Genomic DNA, 15,690 nt, shown 5'->3' on the forward strand with positions numbered 1-15,690 from the left:
TTTTACGCATGGCGGGGCTCGGTCATGCACACGCCGGGCTCAGAGCGCGGGCTTGCCCGTGTCGTGGATCCACTTCTGGAACAGATCGCCGAGCGACTGGCCCGAGACGTGCTCGGCCAGCCGCACGAAGTCGTCGGTGGAGGCGTTGCCGTAGCCGTGCAGCTTGGTCCAGGCCGGCAGGAGCTTGAAGAAGGCCTGGTCGCCGATGCGTTCGCGGAGCGCCTGGAGCATCATCGCGCCGCGCTGGTAGACCGCCTGGGAGAACATCGTGTCCCGCTTCGGGTCGGCCACCTCGATCTTCCAGAAGTCGGAGGTGGCCGCGATCGAGTTGTAGGTGGCGAGGAAGGAGTCGTGCGCCGACCTGGTGCCGCGGTGCTCGGCCCACAGCCACTGGGCGTAGGTCGCGAAGCCCTCGTTGAGCCAGATGTCCTTCCACCGGTGGACCGAGACGTCGTCGCCGAACCACTGGTGGGCGAGCTCGTGGACGATGGTCGACTCGGACCGCACCGCCGAATAGCTCGGCTTGGTCTGGGTCTCCAGCGAGAACCCGGCTTCCGGCATGTCGTCGACGACCGCGCCGGTCTCCTCGAACGGATACGGACCGAAGAGCTTGGACCAGTAGTCGGTGGCCTCCGCCGTCACCGCGTAGACGTCGACCGTGTTCTGGTGGGCGAGCACGGGGTCGATGGCGACGTAGATGGGCGTGCCCCCGGGCGTCCGGCCCGTCTTCACGTCGAACTTGCCTATGGAGGCGGTGGCCAGATAGGTCGCCATCGGCTTGGTCTCGCGCCAGTGGAAGTACGAACGGCCGCCGCGGTCATGGGAGTCGACGAGGGTCCCGTTGGAGACACCGGTCAGGCCCTTCGGCGCGTCGATGCGGATGTCGTACGTCGCCTTGTCGGAGGGGTGGTCGCTGGAGGGGAACCAGGTGGAGGCGGCGTTCGGCTCGCAGGCCACGAAGACGCCGTCCTTGGTCTTCATCCAGCCGTAGTCGGAGCCGAAGACGATCGGGCCGTTCAGCGGCATGGGCACGCCGCCGTAGGCGACGCTCACCTCGAACCGCTCGCCCTTGCGCAGCCGGTGGCGCGGGGTGATGACGATCTCGTCGCGGGTTCTGGTGAAGTCGGCGGGCTTTCCGTTCACCCGGATCGAGTCGACGGTGAGCTTCTGGAGGTCGAGGTCGAAGCTGGAGAGGTTCTGGGTGGCACGGGCGGTGAGGGTGGTGTGCCCGTCCAGCCGCCCGGAACCGGGGTCGTAACTCACCCCGAGGTCGTAGTGCAGGGCGTCGAAACCACCGTTGCCCATATCGGGGAAGTAGGGATCACCAATACCCGGGGCGCCCGGTGAGGCGGCGGGTGCGGCGGCGATGGTGAACCCGGCGGCCACCGCGGTGGCGAGGGCGAGCAGCCGGGAGGGATGACGTGCCGAACGGGAGAGCGCCATGAGTCTGCCCTTCGAACGCGTGCCGAGATAAGGACACGCAGACTCTGCACTCTCCCGTTTCGGCATGAACATGACTTTGCCGAACTGTCATGCCTTACTTGTCGGTTGACTCCTGAACGGTGTCGTCCGGTCCGTCTTCACCGGCCGAAGCCGCCACAGCGTCCGGCTTCTTCGAAGCGGCCGAAGCCTTCGGAGCGTCCGAAGTCTCCGAAGCCTCAGGCTCGACCGCGGCCTTCGGAGCGTCCGAAGTCTCCGAAGCCTCAGGCTCGACCGCGGCCTTCGGAGCGTCCGAAGTCTTCGGAGCGTCCGAAGCCTCAGGCTCGACCGCGGCCTTCGGCGCGTCCGGGGTCTCGACGGCCTCGGCGGCCTCCGTTCCGGCCTCTGCACCGGCCTCCGCGGACTCGTCCGCGGTCGTCGCCTCGACGGGCGTCGCGACCTCGATCGACTCCCTGGCCTGCGCCGGCACCGACTCCCCCGGCGCCTGGTCCGGAGCGTTCTCCGGGTGGTGGCAGGCCACCTGCTGGCCGGGCTTCAGCTCCAGGAGCGGCGGCTCCTGCGTCTTGCAGATCTCCGTCGCCTTCCAGCACCGGGTGTGGAACCGGCAGCCGCTCGGCGGCGAGATCGGCGAGGGGACATCGCCCTTGAGCAGGATGCGGTCGCTCTTCATGCCGCGCCGCTTGGGGTCCGGCACCGGCACCGCGGACATCAGCGCCTTGGTGTACGGGTGCATCGGCGCCGCGTACAGCGACTTGCGGTCGGCCAGCTCCACGATCTTGCCGAGGTACATCACCGCGATCCGGTCCGAGACGTGCCGGATGACCGACAGGTCGTGCGCGATGATCACGTACGTCAGGCCGAGCTCCTGCTGGAGGTCGTCGAGAAGGTTGACCACCTGCGCCTGGATCGACACGTCGAGCGCCGAGACCGGCTCGTCCGCGACGACCAGCTTCGGGTTGAGCGCGAGCGCACGGGCGATGCCGATGCGCTGGCGCTGGCCGCCGGAGAACTCGTGCGGATAGCGGTTGTAGTGCTCGGGGTTGAGGCCCACCAGCTCCATCAGCCGCTGGACCTCCTTCTTCACCCCGCCCTCGGGCGTGACCCCCTGGAGCCGGAAGGGGGTGGAGACGATCCCGCCGATGGTGTGGCGCGGGTTCAGCGAACCGTACGGGTCCTGGAAGATCATCTGGACGTCACGGCGCAGCGGGCGGATCTTCCCCGCCGACATGTGCGTGATGTCCTGCCCTTCGAACTCGACCTTGCCGCCGGTCGGTTCGAGCAGCCGCGTGATGAGCCGCCCCATGGTCGACTTGCCGCAGCCCGACTCACCGACGACGCCGAGGGTCTCCCCGGGGCGCACGTCGAAGGAGAGGCCGTCGACGGCCTTGACCGCGCTGGTCGCCCGGCCGAGCAGCCCCTTCTTGATGGGGAAGTGCTTGACCAGCCCCTCCACCTTCAGGAGCGGTTCCGGCGAGGCCTCCGGCTGCTTCGGGATCGCCTTCTCGGCTGACTTCTTCTCACTCACAGCTTCGGCGCAATCTCTTCGGTCCAGATACGGGTCCGCTCCTCCTGCGACATGTGGCAGGCCGAGAAGTGACCGCTGCCGCCGTCGCCGTCCCACTCCGTGAGCTCGGGGCGCACGGTGCGGGTGACGTTGTCCTTCGGCACGTCCGCGTACGGGCAGCGCGGGTTGAAGGCGCAGCCGGACGGCACGTTGATGAGGGACGGCGGCTGGCCCTTGACCGGGATGAGCCGGTCGGTCTCCTCGCGGTCGATCCGCGGCATGGACCCCAACAGGCCCCAGGTGTAAGGGTGTTGGGGGTTGTAGAAGACCTGCTCGGCCGGACCGCGCTCGATGCAGCGGCCGCCGTACATCACCAGGAGCTTGTCGGCCATCTCGGCGACCACACCCAGGTCGTGGGTGATCATGATGACCGCGGAGCCGAACTCCTTCTGCAGGTCCCGGATCAGGTCCAGGATCTGCGCCTGGACGGTGACGTCCAGGGCGGTGGTGGGTTCGTCGGCGATGAGCAGCTCGGGGTTGTTCACCAGCGACATCGCGATCATCGCGCGCTGGCGCATACCGCCGGAGAACTCGTGCGGGTAGCCGTCGACGCGCTTGGCGGGCTCGGGGATGCCGACTCGGTCGAGCATCTCGATGGCGCGGGTGCGGGCGACCTTCTTGGTGACGTCGTGGTGGACCCGGTAAGCCTCCACGATCTGCTTGCCCACCGTGTAGTACGGGTGCATCGCGGACAGCGGGTCCTGGAAGATCATCGCCATCTTGCGGCCGCGCAGCCGCCGCACGTGGTCGGCCTCGGCCCCGATCAGTTCCTCGCCGTCCAGCCAGACCTCGCCGGAGATCGTGACGTTGGGCGCGGTGCGGTGCAGGCCCATGATGCCGAGCGAGGTCACCGACTTGCCGGAGCCCGACTCACCCACGATGCCGAGGGTTTCACCGGGCTTGATGTCGAAGCTGACACCGTCGACCGACTTGACCACGCCGTCGGGCGTGTCGAAGTGGATGCGCAGGTCCCGTACGGACAGGAACGCGTCGTCGCTGCCCGGCGGACGAGCCGGCTCCGGCTCGCTGACGGTGGCCGTCGCGGTACCGACGGTCTGCTCCTTGGATTCCTCGCTCACGAGAGCCTCACCCTGGGGTCGATCGCGGCGTACACCAGGTCCACCAGCAGATTGCAGACAACGATGAAGAAGGCGGCGACCAGGGTCACGCCCATGACGATCGGCAGGTCGTTGTTCTGGATGCCCTCGATCGCGTACGCGCCGATCCCCTTGAGGGAGAAGACGGTCTCGGTGATGACGGCGCTGCCGATCAGGAGGCCGAAGTCCATGCCGAAGATGGTGACGATCGGGGTGAGCGCGGCCCGCAGACCGTGCTTGACGATGACCTTGTTCTCCTTGAGGCCCTTGGCGCGGGCCGTCCGGATGTAGTCCTCGTTCATGGTCTCCAGCATTCCGGCCCGGGTGAGCCGGGCGTAGAGCGCGGAGTACAGGAAGGCGAGGCTGCACCACGGGATCAGGAGGTTCCAGGCCCACTGGAGGGGATCGTCCGTGAACGGCACGTAGTCGATGCCGTTCCAGATGGGCCACTGGACCGTGAACAGGCCCAGCGCCAGCATGCCGGTGAAGAAGATGGGGAGGGAGACGCCGGCCAGGGCGACACCCATGGAGAGGCGGTCCAGGAAGGAGCCGCGCTTGAGCGCCGACACCACACCCGTGATCACACCGGTGATCAGCCAGATCACCGCGGCACCGATGGCGAGCGAGAAGCTGATCGGGATGCGCGAGGTGAGCTGCGGCCAGATCTCGACGTGAGTCTTGAACGAGTAGCCGAAGCAGGGCGCACTGCAGTGGGAGGCGTCGGGACCGAACTTGTAGTCGGCTCCGACGAAGAGCGCCTTGATGAAGTGCCAGTACTGGGCGTACAGCGGCTGGTCGAAGCCCAGGTTCTTCTTCACTGCGGCGATCGAGGAGGGGTTGGCGTCCTTGCCCACGTACTGCGCTGCCAGTTGGTCTACCGACTGGCCGGCGAGCCGGGGTACCAGGAAGAAGATCGCGAAGGTGACTGCGCTGACGATCAGCAGCAGTAGCACCGCGCCGAAAACGCGTCGAATGAGGTACGCAGCCACAGCTGTCCGGCGCCGGTGCCCGCCCGGCCGGGGGTCTCCCTTGACCCGGCGGGCACCAGCGCCTTCACCTGCCTTTCGTGTTTCTGGTGGACGGGGTCCCGGTTACTTGGCGGAGCCCATCAGCAGGTAGTCGTACATGCCGAGGTAGGCCTGCGTCACCGTCACGTTCGTCGCCGACTCGGGACGGAACAGCAGGTTCTTGCGGTAGATCAGCGGCACGGCGGAGGCGTTGTCCGCGACCATCTTGTCGATGTCGCCCCAGGCCTTCTCACGAGCGCCCTTGTCCGTGTTGCCGATGGCGTCGTTGAGGGCCTTGTTGATCGCCGGGTCGTTCAGTTCCTGGACGTTGTTGCCACCGGACGGCTTGATGGCCGAGCCGTTGACGATCTGGTCCAGGAAGCCGAAGCCGGTCGGCCAGTCGGCACCCCACGCGGTCATCAGCATGCCGAGCTTGTGGTCGTGCACGTACTGCGGGTTGCCGGCGAAGTTGGTGAAGTACTTACCGGCCGGGAAGGACTTGATGTCGGCGATGACGCCGATCTTCTTCAGCGAGGCCTGCACCGCGGTGGCCATGGCCATCTCGGAGGGGCGGTCGGAACGGGCCGTCAGGCTGGTGGCGAAGCCGTTCGGCTGATTGCACTGCTTGAGCTCGTCCCGGGCCTTGGCCTCGTCGCCCTTGTCACCGGGGGTCTGGTACTCGTTGAACTTGGTGTAGCCGTTGACGGTCGGCGGCAGCAGCGTCGAGGCGACGTCACCCTTGGGCGCGCCACCCGCGGCGGCCTGCACGGACGCCTTGTCGATGCCCCACTGGACGGCCTTGCGGCAGTGGATGTTGTCGAACGGCGCGACGTTGACGTTCAGACCGATGTACGAGGTCGCACCGGCGTAGGAGCTGTCCGTGCGCGACTTCAGCTTCTGGTCGGTGAGGACCTTGGGCTGGGTCTGCGGGGCGACACCGGTGCCGCCGACGTCGACGGTCAGGTTGTCGGCCAGCAGGTCGTTGTCGATCGTCACCTGGTTGATCTTGAACTTGGCGACGATCTTGTCCGGCAGCGCGGGCCGGTTCGGGTCGGTCTTCGGGTCCCACTGAGGGTTGCGGACCAGCGTTGCGCCCTTGCCCTCCTCGTACGACTGGAACTTGTACGGGCCCGAGGAGACGATGCTCTGGACGTACGCGGCACCCTTGTCCTTCGCGGCCGGCACGGGGGCCGTCTGCGAGAAGGTCGCCAGGTAGTCGAAGTCCGCGAAGGCGTCCTTCAGCTTGAAGACGATGGTGGTGTCGTCCGGCGTCTCGATGGAGGAGATCCCGTTGGGGTTCTTGTCCTTGTACGGGCCCTGGTACTTGTCGCCGTCTATCAGGTGGGCCTTGAAATACGTCGGACCGTTGGACAGGGCCTCCGGCGCGAAGTTGGAGCGCTCGACGCCGTACTTGACGTCCTTCGAGGTGATCGGCGTGCCGTCGTCGTACTTGAGCCCCTTCTTGAGCTTGTACGTCCACGTCTTGGCGCCGTCGCTGGGCACGCCCAGGCCCTCGGCGAGGTCCGGCACGACCTCCAGGCCGTCCTTGCCGGCGGCCGGCTTGAAGGTGGTGAGCGGACGGCTGTAGAGGCGCGAGAGGTTCTGCACCCAGCCGTAGTAGGTGTTGCCCGGGTCGAGGGAGTCGGGCACGTCGGACATGTCCAGCGTGAGCGTGCCCCCCTTCTTGTCGGACTTGTTCACCACGGAGGTGAGCGCGGCATCGGCGGTGGTCTTGCCACCGGATGCCTTCGAGTCGCCGCCACCGCACGCGGTGGCACCGAACGCCAGAGCCACGGTTGTGGCGATCACAAGGGTCGCTTTACGAGACTTCACCGGAGGAATGCCCCCTCTAGGGATGGTTGCGGCGACTGGGGATGTGGCAGGCCGCGTGCTTACTTGGTGCGCGGGTCGAGGGCGTCGCGCAGCCCGTCGCCCAGCAGGTTGAACGCCAGGACCGTGATGAAGATGGCCACGCCCGGCACGATCATGTACTGCGGGTCGGCCGCGTACAGCTCGGTCGCTGAGGTGAGCATGCCGCCCCACGAGGCCTGCGGCGGCGCGATGCCGACGCCGAGGAAGCTGAGGCCCGCCTCGAAGAGGATGTTCGTGGGGATGAGCAGCGTCGCGTACACGAGGATCGGTGCGACGAGGTTCGGCAGCAGCTCCCGGAAGAGGATGAACCAGCCCCGGGCGCCCAGGCTCCGGGACGCCTCCACGAACTCGCGTTCGCGCAGGCTGAGCGTCTGGGCCCGCACGATACGACCCATGTACGGCCAGCTGAAGAACCCGATCACGAAGATCAGTACGCAGATCCGGAGCGGCAGTCCCGAGAGACCGAACGCGCCGTCCTGCAGGGACGCCGAGATGGAGATGGCGAAGAGCAGCAGCGGGAACGCCAGGAAGACGTCCATGGTGCGGCTGATGAGGGAGTCCGCCCAGCCTCCGTAGAAGCCCGCGGTGACGCCCATGACCACGCCGATGGTGACGGCGAGGAGCGTGGCGCCTCCCGCGACGAGCAGCGAGACCCAGGACCCCTCGATGATGCGGGTCATGATGTCTCGCCCGTACTGCGGGTCCACACCCAGCGGGTGGGACCAACTCATGCCGCCCCAGGCGCCCTTGGGCGCGAGGAGCGCGGGGTCGATCAGATCCTGGTGGAACGCGTTCGGGTCGAGCCCGAACGCCCACTGGATCGGTTTTGCCAGAACCGCGAGGAGGATCAGCAGGATGACGACAACGCCGCCGGCAACCGCCAGTTTGTCGCGCTTGAACCGCGCCCAGGCGATCTGTCCGAGTGAACGGCCCTCGATCTGGCTCTGCTTGGCCCCCGTGAGTACTGCCTCCGGCTGCGCTTGGGCAGCCGAACCGGTGGTCTCGATCGGTGCGGTCACAGTGCCTCTGACCCCTCCCGGCCGGCGGTGGCCGGCCCATACCAGCCGCTGTAGCGGCTTGTTTCATCAGTGGTGCGGTGAATCCGCGCAGGGCGTGAAAAGCCCTGTCGCTCAGCGCGCGAGACCGGGGACCCGGGGGCCGACCAGCCTCATTGCGGGGAGTCTTCATGGGCGTCGTGATCACCCGCCAGACCTGACGGCGAAAGTATGCGCAAACGTGATGCAGTAAGAGGGTTTCCGTTATCCGGACGCGTGTGAACCAGGGGCGGACACGGGGAAGTTGGGGCGCATGCGACGCCTGGGGTCATTGCGGCCTTTTGCCCCACCAGAAGGGACATTCCCCTTGTGCACAGGGGAAGTTGAGGGGGTCTGTGGGGATACGGGCCCTGAGCTCGGGGCGTCAGTACGGGCGCGGCGCGGCCGGCGGGTAGCCGTAGCCGGGCGCCGAGGCGGTCTGCGCCTCGCGGTCGTAGAACGGGCGGGCCTCTGATTTCAGCCACATGGCGACCGGGTCGTACTCGTCGGACATCGCGACGGTGGACACCGCGAGGCCGTCGGGCACCGCGGCGACGGACTGCTGCATCATCGCCCGCACCGACTCCACCGACTGTGGGCCGAGGTCGTACAGGTCGAGGCCGATCGCGAGGTAGGGGGTGCCGAGCGCGGGCTGCACCCAGGCGCGGCACAGCGAACGGACGGCCGGGGTGCGGTGCGCGTTCTGCGTGAGCAGCGCGTAGAACTGCGGGATCTCCACGGCGGGTTCGGAGAGCCTGAGCGGTCCGGCGGGCATCCGGTCGAGGCCGGTGGCGATCCGCCGCAGATCCGTCCAGGGGATGCCGACCCCGCCGCCGGGGGCGTGCGGGTTGAGCCAGATCCCGTAGTGGTCGGGGTAGAGGGAGCGGGCGACGCCGAGGGCGCCGACCACGTCGTGGGCCCGGTTCCACCCGCTGGCGGCGAGTTCCTGCGCGGAGGTGACACAGGGCGCGTACGAGACGCCTTCGACCTCCATGTTTCCGTACTGGGCGTCCGCGGAGCCCGGTGCGCCGTGCCACAGCAGCATCCAGAGGCGGCCGGAGTCGGCGAGGGCGTGCAGCAGCGCCTCGTACGCGTCGTAGCGTCCGGGCGTCACCTGGCGCAGCATGTGCTCGACCTGCCCGGCCGCCGCGGTGCCTTGCGCGCTCACCCTGGGTCCCGCCCCTCTTCGATCCACCGTGCCGACGCCTGCGCCGCCCCGCCACCCCGGGCACACGCGTGCGGCCACGGGGTTGCAAGGGTCATGAAACCAGGTTAAGCCGCCGTACAGGCACCGCCATGACCCGGCGAAGACCTGCCGCGACGGACCTGGTGCGTGCTACTGGGCCCGCTCGTAGAAGGGGCGCACCCGCTCGCGCATCCATTCCGCGACCGGATCCTGTGTCACATCGAGGAGGACCAGGTTGACCGACCAGGCGACGGGGACCCGGCCGAGCGCCCGGCCGAGTGCCTCCATCGGGGCGTTGCGGCCGGCCCCGTCCCAGGTGGCGAACTCCACGCCGATGAACAGCGTCGGCGCCTCGCCCTCGATGGAGGCCAGCGCGCGCCGTGCGGTGCGCACCACCCCGGTCGCCTCGAACTCCTGGCCCGCCGCGGTCAGGAAGTCCACCGGCTCCTCCTGCCAGTCGGGCTCGAAGAGGCGTACCCGGGCTCCGGACGCGGGTCCGTCGAGCGCGGTACGCCCGGTACGGCAGAGTTCGGCCACGGCGGGCGGGGGCAGCGGTACTCCCACCGCGCCCTCGGGGTTGACCGCGATGCCCAGTTGCGGCGGAAGACCGCGGGCGAACTCGACGGCGGGCGCCACGGCGAACGGCATGTGGGAACCGACGCACTGGAGGAACTGCTGCTCGGAGCTGTACACCGGGACATAGGGGGCGCCGCCGAGCTCCAGGGTGGGCAGGTCGAGGTCCGCGCTGTCCTGGCCGCCGCCGTTGGGCAGGGGCACCCATACCGAACTGCGGCCGAGCACCTCTATGAGCCGGGGGCCCGCGTTCGGGTGGCCGAGGGCGGCGGCCAGCGCCTCTTCGAGTTCGTTGCCCGGCCAGCCTCCGCCGCCGTGCGGATGCGCGAACGCCTGCTCCGGAAAGTTCATGTGCCGTCCTTCTCCCCCGACTGCCGTGCCGGCCCTCCACGGCCGTGCCCCGAAACCCTAGCGCCGCGAGCACCGGGCCCGCGTCGCTCCTCGGTGAAGCCGATCCGCCGCACCGCCGAGGCGGACGCCCGGTCCAGCAGGACCGCGGTCGCACAGCCGGTCGGCAGCCGTCCGGACTCCACCTGGGAGATCAGCCGCCGGGCCGCCCCGCGGTGCCGGGCGAAGGCGTACCGGGAGACCCAGCGGCCGCGCCTGGCCTGGCCCTCCAGGGCGGCACCGGGCGGTACGTCAAGGACGACGAGGCGCAGCGCGCGTCCCCTGCGCCGCGCCCCGCGGCCCAGCCAGTGCCGCACCCAGGCCTGCGTACCGCAGTCGTGCACGACGATGCTCTCGCCGGAGCGCAGCGCCCACCAGGTCCTGGCGAAGTGCGCGGTCCGGGTCAGCGGGCGGTAGAGGGCGTACGGAATCCCCGGCAGGCGGCGCTGCCAGGCGAGCCGGGTGTCCTGTGAGTCGATGCGGCGGTCGGTGACGGTGCGGCGCATCAGCGTCGTCTTGCCGCTGCCGGGCAGCCCGGACACCACCACGACGTCGCCCGCGTCGAAGAGCAGCTCCGGCGGCGTCCGGTCGGGCCTGCCGCGCAGGTCCCGCACCCTCTCACTCTCCGCCGGGCGCGCGCCCGGCGCCGCGCCCAGGTCCGGCGCGTCCGCCTCCCGCGCCTCAGCCGTGTTCCGTCCAACCGTCATGGCACTCCCCCCTGTTCGGATCCTGCCGCCCTGCCCCAGAAGTGTAAAGAGACGGTAATAGACCGCGGGCGATTTGCCGCCTCGGGGATGCGTGCGATGATGTGCGCGCCAACTGCATACCGGCCGTTCGAATCCGCGCGGGAGAGTCCTCAGCAGCTGTGAGCTGGGGCGCCGAAGGAGCAAGTTCCTCCCTTGAATCTCTCAGGCCCCGTACCGCGCGGGTGAGGCAGATCTGAAAAGCGGGCCGTCCCCTTGCGGGCGGTCCCACCCAAGGTGCAAGCCGTGCCGCGCCCAGCGCGCCGGTGAACCTCTCAGGTTCCGATGACAGATGGGGAGGATGTCCTCGACCGTCATGCCCCGGGACCTTGGAGCCACATCCATGAGCAACACCCCCCGCCTCACAGCCCTCGATGCCCTGCATCGTTCGCTGGGCGCCACGATGACCGACTTCGCGGGCTGGGACATGCCGCTGCGGTACGGGAGCGAGCGCGACGAGCACAACGCCGTACGCACCCGCGCCGGGCTCTTCGACCTGTCCCACATGGGCGAGATCACGGTCACCGGCCCCGAGGCCGTGAAGGCGCTGAACTACGCGCTGGTCGGCAACATCGCCACCATCGGCCCCGGCCGCGCCCGGTACACGATGATCTGCCAGGAGGACGGCGGGATCGTCGACGACCTGATCGTCTACCGCCTGGGGGAGACCGAGGCCCCCGAGTACATGGTGGTGGCCAACGCGGGCAACGCGCAGATCGTGCTCGACGCGATCAGCGAGCGCGCGGCGGGCTTCGACGCCGAGGTCCGCGACGACCGCGACGCGTACGCGCTGATCGCCGTGCAGGGCCCCGAGTCCCCCGGCATCCTCAAGTCCGTCACCGACGCCGACCTGGACGGGCTGAAGTACTACGCCGGTCTGCCCGGCACCGTCGCCGGCGTTCCCGCGCTGATCGCCCGCACCGGCTACACCGGCGAGGACGGCTTCGAGCTGTTCGTCGCCCCCGAGCACGCCGAGCAGCTGTGGCGCGCGCTGACCGAGGCCGGCCAGGACGCGGGCCTCGTGCCGTGCGGCCTGTCCTGCCGCGACACGCTGCGCCTTGAGGCGGGCATGCCGCTGTACGGGCACGAGCTGACCACCGCGCTCACCCCGTTCGACGCCGGGCTCGGCCGGGTCGTGAAGTTCGAGAAGGAGGGCGACTTCGTGGGCCGTACGGCTCTGGAGGCCGCCGCCGAGAAGGCCGCCGCGAACCCGCCGCGCAAGCTGGTCGGGCTGATCGCCGAGGGTCGTCGGGTGCCGCGCGCCGGCTTCTCGGTCGTGGCCGGCGGCGAGGTCGTCGGCGAGGTCACCTCCGGCGCCCCGTCCCCGACACTTGGCAAGCCGATCGCCATCGCGTACGTGGACGCCGCACACGCCGCGCCCGGCACCGCCGGGGTCGGCATCGACATCCGCGGGACGCACGAGGCGTACGAGGTCGTCGCGCTGCCCTTCTACAAGCGCCAGAAGTGACCCTCGCGTCGCTGCCGCACCACCCTTCTCGTCTCGCTGTCCGAGACACTCGTCGAGACCCCGTCATCAGCACTCCCCCGCGTACAGGAGAATTCAGGTCATGAGCAACCCGCAGCAGCTGCGCTACAGCAAGGAGCACGAGTGGCTGTCGAGCGCCGAGGAAGGCGTGTCGACGGTCGGCATCACGGAGCACGCGGCCAACGCGCTCGGTGACGTCGTGTACGTCCAGCTTCCGGAGGTGGGTGACACGGTGACCGCGGGCGAGACCTGCGGCGAACTGGAGTCCACCAAGTCGGTCAGCGACCTGTACTCCCCGGTCAGCGGCGAGGTCGTCGCCGCCAACCAGGACGTCGTGGACGACCCGTCGCTCGTCAACTCGGCCCCGTTCGAGGGCGGTTGGCTGTTCAAGGTGAAGATCACGGACGAGCCGGGCGACCTGCTCTCCGCCGCCGAGTACACCGACTTCGCCAGCTGACCTCAAGACCACAGGGATACAGGGATCGTCTGATGTCGCTTCTGAACCAGCCCCTCCACGAGCTGGACCCGGACGTCGCCGCCGCCGTCGACGCCGAGCTCCACCGTCAGCAGTCCACCCTCGAAATGATCGCCTCGGAGAACTTCGCTCCGGTCGCGGTCATGGAGGCCCAGGGCTCGGTCCTCACCAACAAGTACGCCGAGGGCTACCCGGGCCGCCGCTACTACGGCGGCTGTGAGCACGTCGACGTGGTCGAGCAGATCGCGATCGACCGCATCAAGGCGCTGTTCGGCGCCGAGGCCGCGAACGTGCAGCCGCACTCCGGCGCCCAGGCGAACGCGGCCGCGATGTTCGCGCTGCTCAAGCCGGGCGACACGATCATGGGTCTCAACCTGGCCCACGGCGGTCACCTGACCCACGGCATGAAGATCAACTTCTCCGGCAAGCTCTACAACGTGGTCCCGTACCACGTGGACGAGACCGGTGAGGTCGACATGGCCGAGGTCGAGCGCCTGGCCAAGGAGTCGAAGCCGCAGCTGATCGTGGCCGGCTGGTCCGCCTACCCGCGCCAGCTGGACTTCGCCGCCTTCCGCCGCATCGCGGACGAGGTCGGCGCGTACCTGATGGTCGACATGGCCCACTTCGCGGGCCTGGTCGCCGCGGGTCTGCACCCCAACCCGGTGCCGCACGCCCACGTCGTGACCACTACCACGCACAAGACCCTCGGCGGTCCGCGCGGCGGTGTCATCCTGTCGACGCAGGAGCTCGCCAAGAAGATCAACTCGGCGGTCTTCCCCGGTCAGCAGGGCGGCCCGCTTGAGCACGTGATCGCGGCCAAGGCGGTGTCCTTCAAGGTCGCCGCGTCCGAGGAGTTCAAGGAGCGCCAGCAGCGCACCCTGGACGGCGCCCGGATCCTGGCCGAGCGCCTGGTCCAGGACGACGTGAAGGCCGTCGGCGTCGACGTCCTGACCGGCGGCACCGATGTGCACCTGGTCCTGGTGGACCTGCGCAACTCCGAGCTGGACGGCCAGCAGGCCGAGGACCGCCTCCACGAGGTCGGCATCACGGTCAACCGGAACGCCATCCCGAACGACCCGCGGCCGCCGATGGTCACCTCGGGCCTGAGGATCGGCACCCCGGCGCTTGCCACCCGTGGCTTCGGCGCCGACGACTTCCGTGAGGTCGCCGACATCATCGCCGAGGCGCTGAAGCCGGAGTTCGACAAGGCCGCACTGTCGGCGCGGGTGTCCGCTCTGGCCGACAAGCACCCGCTGTACCCCGGGCTGAAGTAGTTTCGTACGCTTTCGTTCTCGGTTCATTCCGTACGAAGCCCCGGGGCACCGCGCACACTGGACGTGGGCGCGGTGCCCCATCCCATGCTGTGCCAGCTTTGCTCTGCACCACCTCGGCAGACAACGGCGTCTACCAACCCCCACAAGGAGTCTCCCGTGGCCATCTCGGTCTTCGACCTGTTCTCGATCGGCATCGGCCCGTCCAGCTCCCACACCGTCGGTCCGATGCGCGCGGCCCGCATGTTCGCCGCGCGCCTGAAGAACGAGGGCCTCATCGCCCACACCACCCGGATACGGGCCGAGCTGTACGGCTCGCTCGGCGCCACCGGGCACGGCCACGGCACGCCGAAGGCGGTGCTGCTCGGCCTGGAGGGCGCCTCGCCGCGCACGGTCGACGTCGAGACCGCCGACGAGCAGGTCGAGCGGATCAAGGACTCCGGGCGGCTCAATGTGCTCGGCATGCACGAGATCGACTTCGCCTACGACGACGACCTGGTCCTGCACCGCCGCAAGGCGCTGCCGTACCACGCCAACGGCATGACGGTCTTCGCCTACGACGTCGACGGCGCGCTCGTCCTGGAGAAGACGTACTACTCGGTGGGCGGCGGCTTCGTCGTCGACGAGGACGCAGTCGCGGGCGACAACCCGATCGTGCCGGACGACACGGTCCTCAAGTACCCCTTCCGCACCGGCGACGAGCTGCTGCGGATGGCGTCGGACACCGGGCTCTCCATCTCCGCGATGATGCTGGAGAACGAGAAGGCCTGGCGCACCGAGGACGAGATCCGCTCCGGCCTTCTCGACATCTGGCGGGTCATGCAGGCCTGCGTCTCGCGCGGCATGTCCCGCGAGGGCATCCTGCCCGGCGGCCTCAAGGTCCGCCGCCGCGCCGCCACCACCGCCCGCCAGCTGCGTGCCGAGGGCAACCCCGAGGCGCACGCCATGGAGTGGGCGACGCTGTACGCGATGGCCGTCAACGAGGAGAACGCGGCGGGCGGCCGGGTCGTGACCGCGCCCACCAACGGCGCCGCGGGCATCATCCCGGCGGTGCTGCACTACTACATGAACTTCGTGCCCGGCGCCGACGAAGAGGGCATCGTCCGCTTCCTGCTCGCGGCCGGTGCGATCGGCATGCTGTTCAAGGAGAACGCCTCGATCTCCGGCGCCGAGGTCGGCTGCCAGGGCGAGGTCGGCTCCGCCTGCTCGATGGCGGCGGGCGCGCTCGCCGAGGTCCTCGGCGGCACCCCCGAGCAGGTCGAGAACGCCGCGGAGATCGGCATGGAGCACAACCTGGGTCTGACCTGCGACCCGGTCGGCGGCCTTGTCCAGATCCCCTGCATCGAGCGCAACGGCATGGCCGCCGTGAAGGCCGTCACCGCCGCCAAGATGGCGATGCGCGGCGACGGCAGCCACAAGGTGTCCCTGGACAAGGTCATCAAGACGATGAAGGAGACGGGGGCCGACATGAGCGTCAAGTACAAGGAGACGGCGCGGGGCGGCCTCGCCGTCAACATCATCGAGTGCTGAGCGCTCCGCGGGGGGGGGCGGGGAC

At 69.0% G+C, this 15,690-nt stretch carries 13 protein-coding genes and 1 riboswitch; of the genes, 4 read left to right on the forward strand and 9 right to left on the reverse strand.

The genetic code is table 11. The features are described 5' to 3' along the window. Positions 1 to 39: 39 nt before the first annotated feature. The 9 genes from OG522_RS11695 to OG522_RS11735 form a co-directional block, all read right to left on the reverse strand. A complete protein-coding gene (locus OG522_RS11695) occupies positions 40 to 1,443 on the reverse strand; it encodes a M1 family metallopeptidase (RefSeq protein WP_329462898.1) in 1,404 nt (467 codons plus the stop codon). 94 nt (positions 1,444 to 1,537) lie between these two features. Next, positions 1,538 to 2,965 (reverse strand): ABC transporter ATP-binding protein, encoded by a 1,428-nt coding sequence (locus tag OG522_RS11700; RefSeq protein WP_329462899.1) that lies wholly within the window; start codon positions 2,963 to 2,965, stop codon positions 1,538 to 1,540. Beyond that, positions 2,962 to 3,987: an ABC transporter ATP-binding protein gene (locus OG522_RS11705; RefSeq protein WP_329467550.1), complete on the reverse strand. Its 1,026-nt coding sequence runs from the start codon at positions 3,985 to 3,987 to the stop codon at positions 2,962 to 2,964. The genes OG522_RS11700 and OG522_RS11705 overlap by 4 nt, the downstream gene beginning before the upstream one ends. A gap of 92 nt (positions 3,988 to 4,079) precedes the next feature. Then, a complete protein-coding gene (locus OG522_RS11710) occupies positions 4,080 to 5,090 on the reverse strand; it encodes an ABC transporter permease (protein ID WP_329462900.1) in 1,011 nt (336 codons plus the stop codon). A 102-nt stretch (positions 5,091 to 5,192) separates the two neighbouring features. Further along, positions 5,193 to 6,941 carry an ABC transporter substrate-binding protein gene (locus OG522_RS11715; protein ID WP_329462901.1) on the reverse strand — a complete coding sequence of 583 codons (1,749 nt, stop codon included), beginning with the start codon at positions 6,939 to 6,941 and terminating at the stop codon, positions 5,193 to 5,195. A 59-nt stretch (positions 6,942 to 7,000) separates the two neighbouring features. Continuing rightward, positions 7,001 to 7,999: an ABC transporter permease gene (locus tag OG522_RS11720; RefSeq protein WP_329462902.1), complete on the reverse strand. Its 999-nt coding sequence runs from the start codon at positions 7,997 to 7,999 to the stop codon at positions 7,001 to 7,003. 400 nt (positions 8,000 to 8,399) lie between these two features. Continuing rightward, on the reverse strand, positions 8,400 to 9,182 hold the full coding sequence (locus tag OG522_RS11725) for an enhanced serine sensitivity protein SseB C-terminal domain-containing protein (protein WP_329462903.1): 783 nt from the start codon (positions 9,180 to 9,182) through the stop codon (positions 8,400 to 8,402). A gap of 168 nt (positions 9,183 to 9,350) precedes the next feature. Beyond that, positions 9,351 to 10,124, reverse strand: a complete 774-nt coding sequence (locus OG522_RS11730; RefSeq protein ID WP_329462904.1) for an enhanced serine sensitivity protein SseB — start codon at positions 10,122 to 10,124, stop codon at positions 9,351 to 9,353. After that, positions 10,121 to 10,867, reverse strand: a complete 747-nt coding sequence (locus tag OG522_RS11735) for an AAA family ATPase (RefSeq protein ID WP_329462905.1) — start codon at positions 10,865 to 10,867, stop codon at positions 10,121 to 10,123. Before OG522_RS11735 ends, OG522_RS11730 begins: the two co-directional genes overlap by 4 nt. Before the next feature lie 128 nt (positions 10,868 to 10,995). Next, positions 10,996 to 11,093: riboswitch (glycine riboswitch) on the forward strand. Positions 11,094 to 11,246: 153 nt separating this feature from the next. On the opposite strand from OG522_RS11735, the gene gcvT reads away from it, so the two are divergent. From gcvT to OG522_RS11755, 4 genes are all read left to right on the forward strand, one after another. Then, on the forward strand, positions 11,247 to 12,371 hold the full coding sequence (gene gcvT / locus OG522_RS11740; RefSeq protein ID WP_329462906.1) for a glycine cleavage system aminomethyltransferase GcvT: 1,125 nt from the start codon (positions 11,247 to 11,249) through the stop codon (positions 12,369 to 12,371). Positions 12,372 to 12,471: 100 nt separating this feature from the next. Further along, entirely contained in the window at positions 12,472 to 12,846 is a 375-nt protein-coding gene (gene gcvH / locus OG522_RS11745) for a glycine cleavage system protein GcvH (RefSeq protein ID WP_329462907.1), read from the forward strand. Positions 12,847 to 12,878: 32 nt separating this feature from the next. Next, a complete protein-coding gene (gene glyA, locus OG522_RS11750) occupies positions 12,879 to 14,138 on the forward strand; it encodes a serine hydroxymethyltransferase (RefSeq protein WP_329462908.1) in 1,260 nt (419 codons plus the stop codon). Between the two features lie 156 nt (positions 14,139 to 14,294). Further along, positions 14,295 to 15,665, forward strand: coding sequence for an L-serine ammonia-lyase (locus OG522_RS11755; RefSeq protein ID WP_329462909.1), 1,371 nt, complete (start codon positions 14,295 to 14,297; stop codon positions 15,663 to 15,665). The last annotated feature ends 25 nt before the right edge of the window (positions 15,666 to 15,690 follow it).

The sequence above is a fragment of the Streptomyces sp. NBC_01431 genome, assembly GCF_036231355.1.
Classification (GTDB): domain Bacteria; phylum Actinomycetota; class Actinomycetes; order Streptomycetales; family Streptomycetaceae; genus Streptomyces.

Bases quoted from the DNA above. Each gene is read 5' to 3' on its own strand.
- OG522_RS11695 (WP_329462898.1), bottom strand. From the start codon at position 1,443: ATGGCGCTCTCCCGTTCGGCACGTCATCCCTCCCGGCTGCTCGCCCTC.
- OG522_RS11730 (WP_329462904.1), bottom strand. From the start codon at position 10,124: ATGAACTTTCCGGAGCAGGCGTTCGCGCATCCGCACGGCGGCGGAGGC.
- OG522_RS11735 (WP_329462905.1), bottom strand. From the start codon at position 10,867: ATGACGGTTGGACGGAACACGGCTGAGGCGCGGGAGGCGGACGCGCCG.
- gcvT (WP_329462906.1), top strand. From the start codon at position 11,247: ATGAGCAACACCCCCCGCCTCACAGCCCTCGATGCCCTGCATCGTTCG.
- gcvH (WP_329462907.1), top strand. From the start codon at position 12,472: ATGAGCAACCCGCAGCAGCTGCGCTACAGCAAGGAGCACGAGTGGCTG.
- glyA (WP_329462908.1), top strand. From the start codon at position 12,879: ATGTCGCTTCTGAACCAGCCCCTCCACGAGCTGGACCCGGACGTCGCC.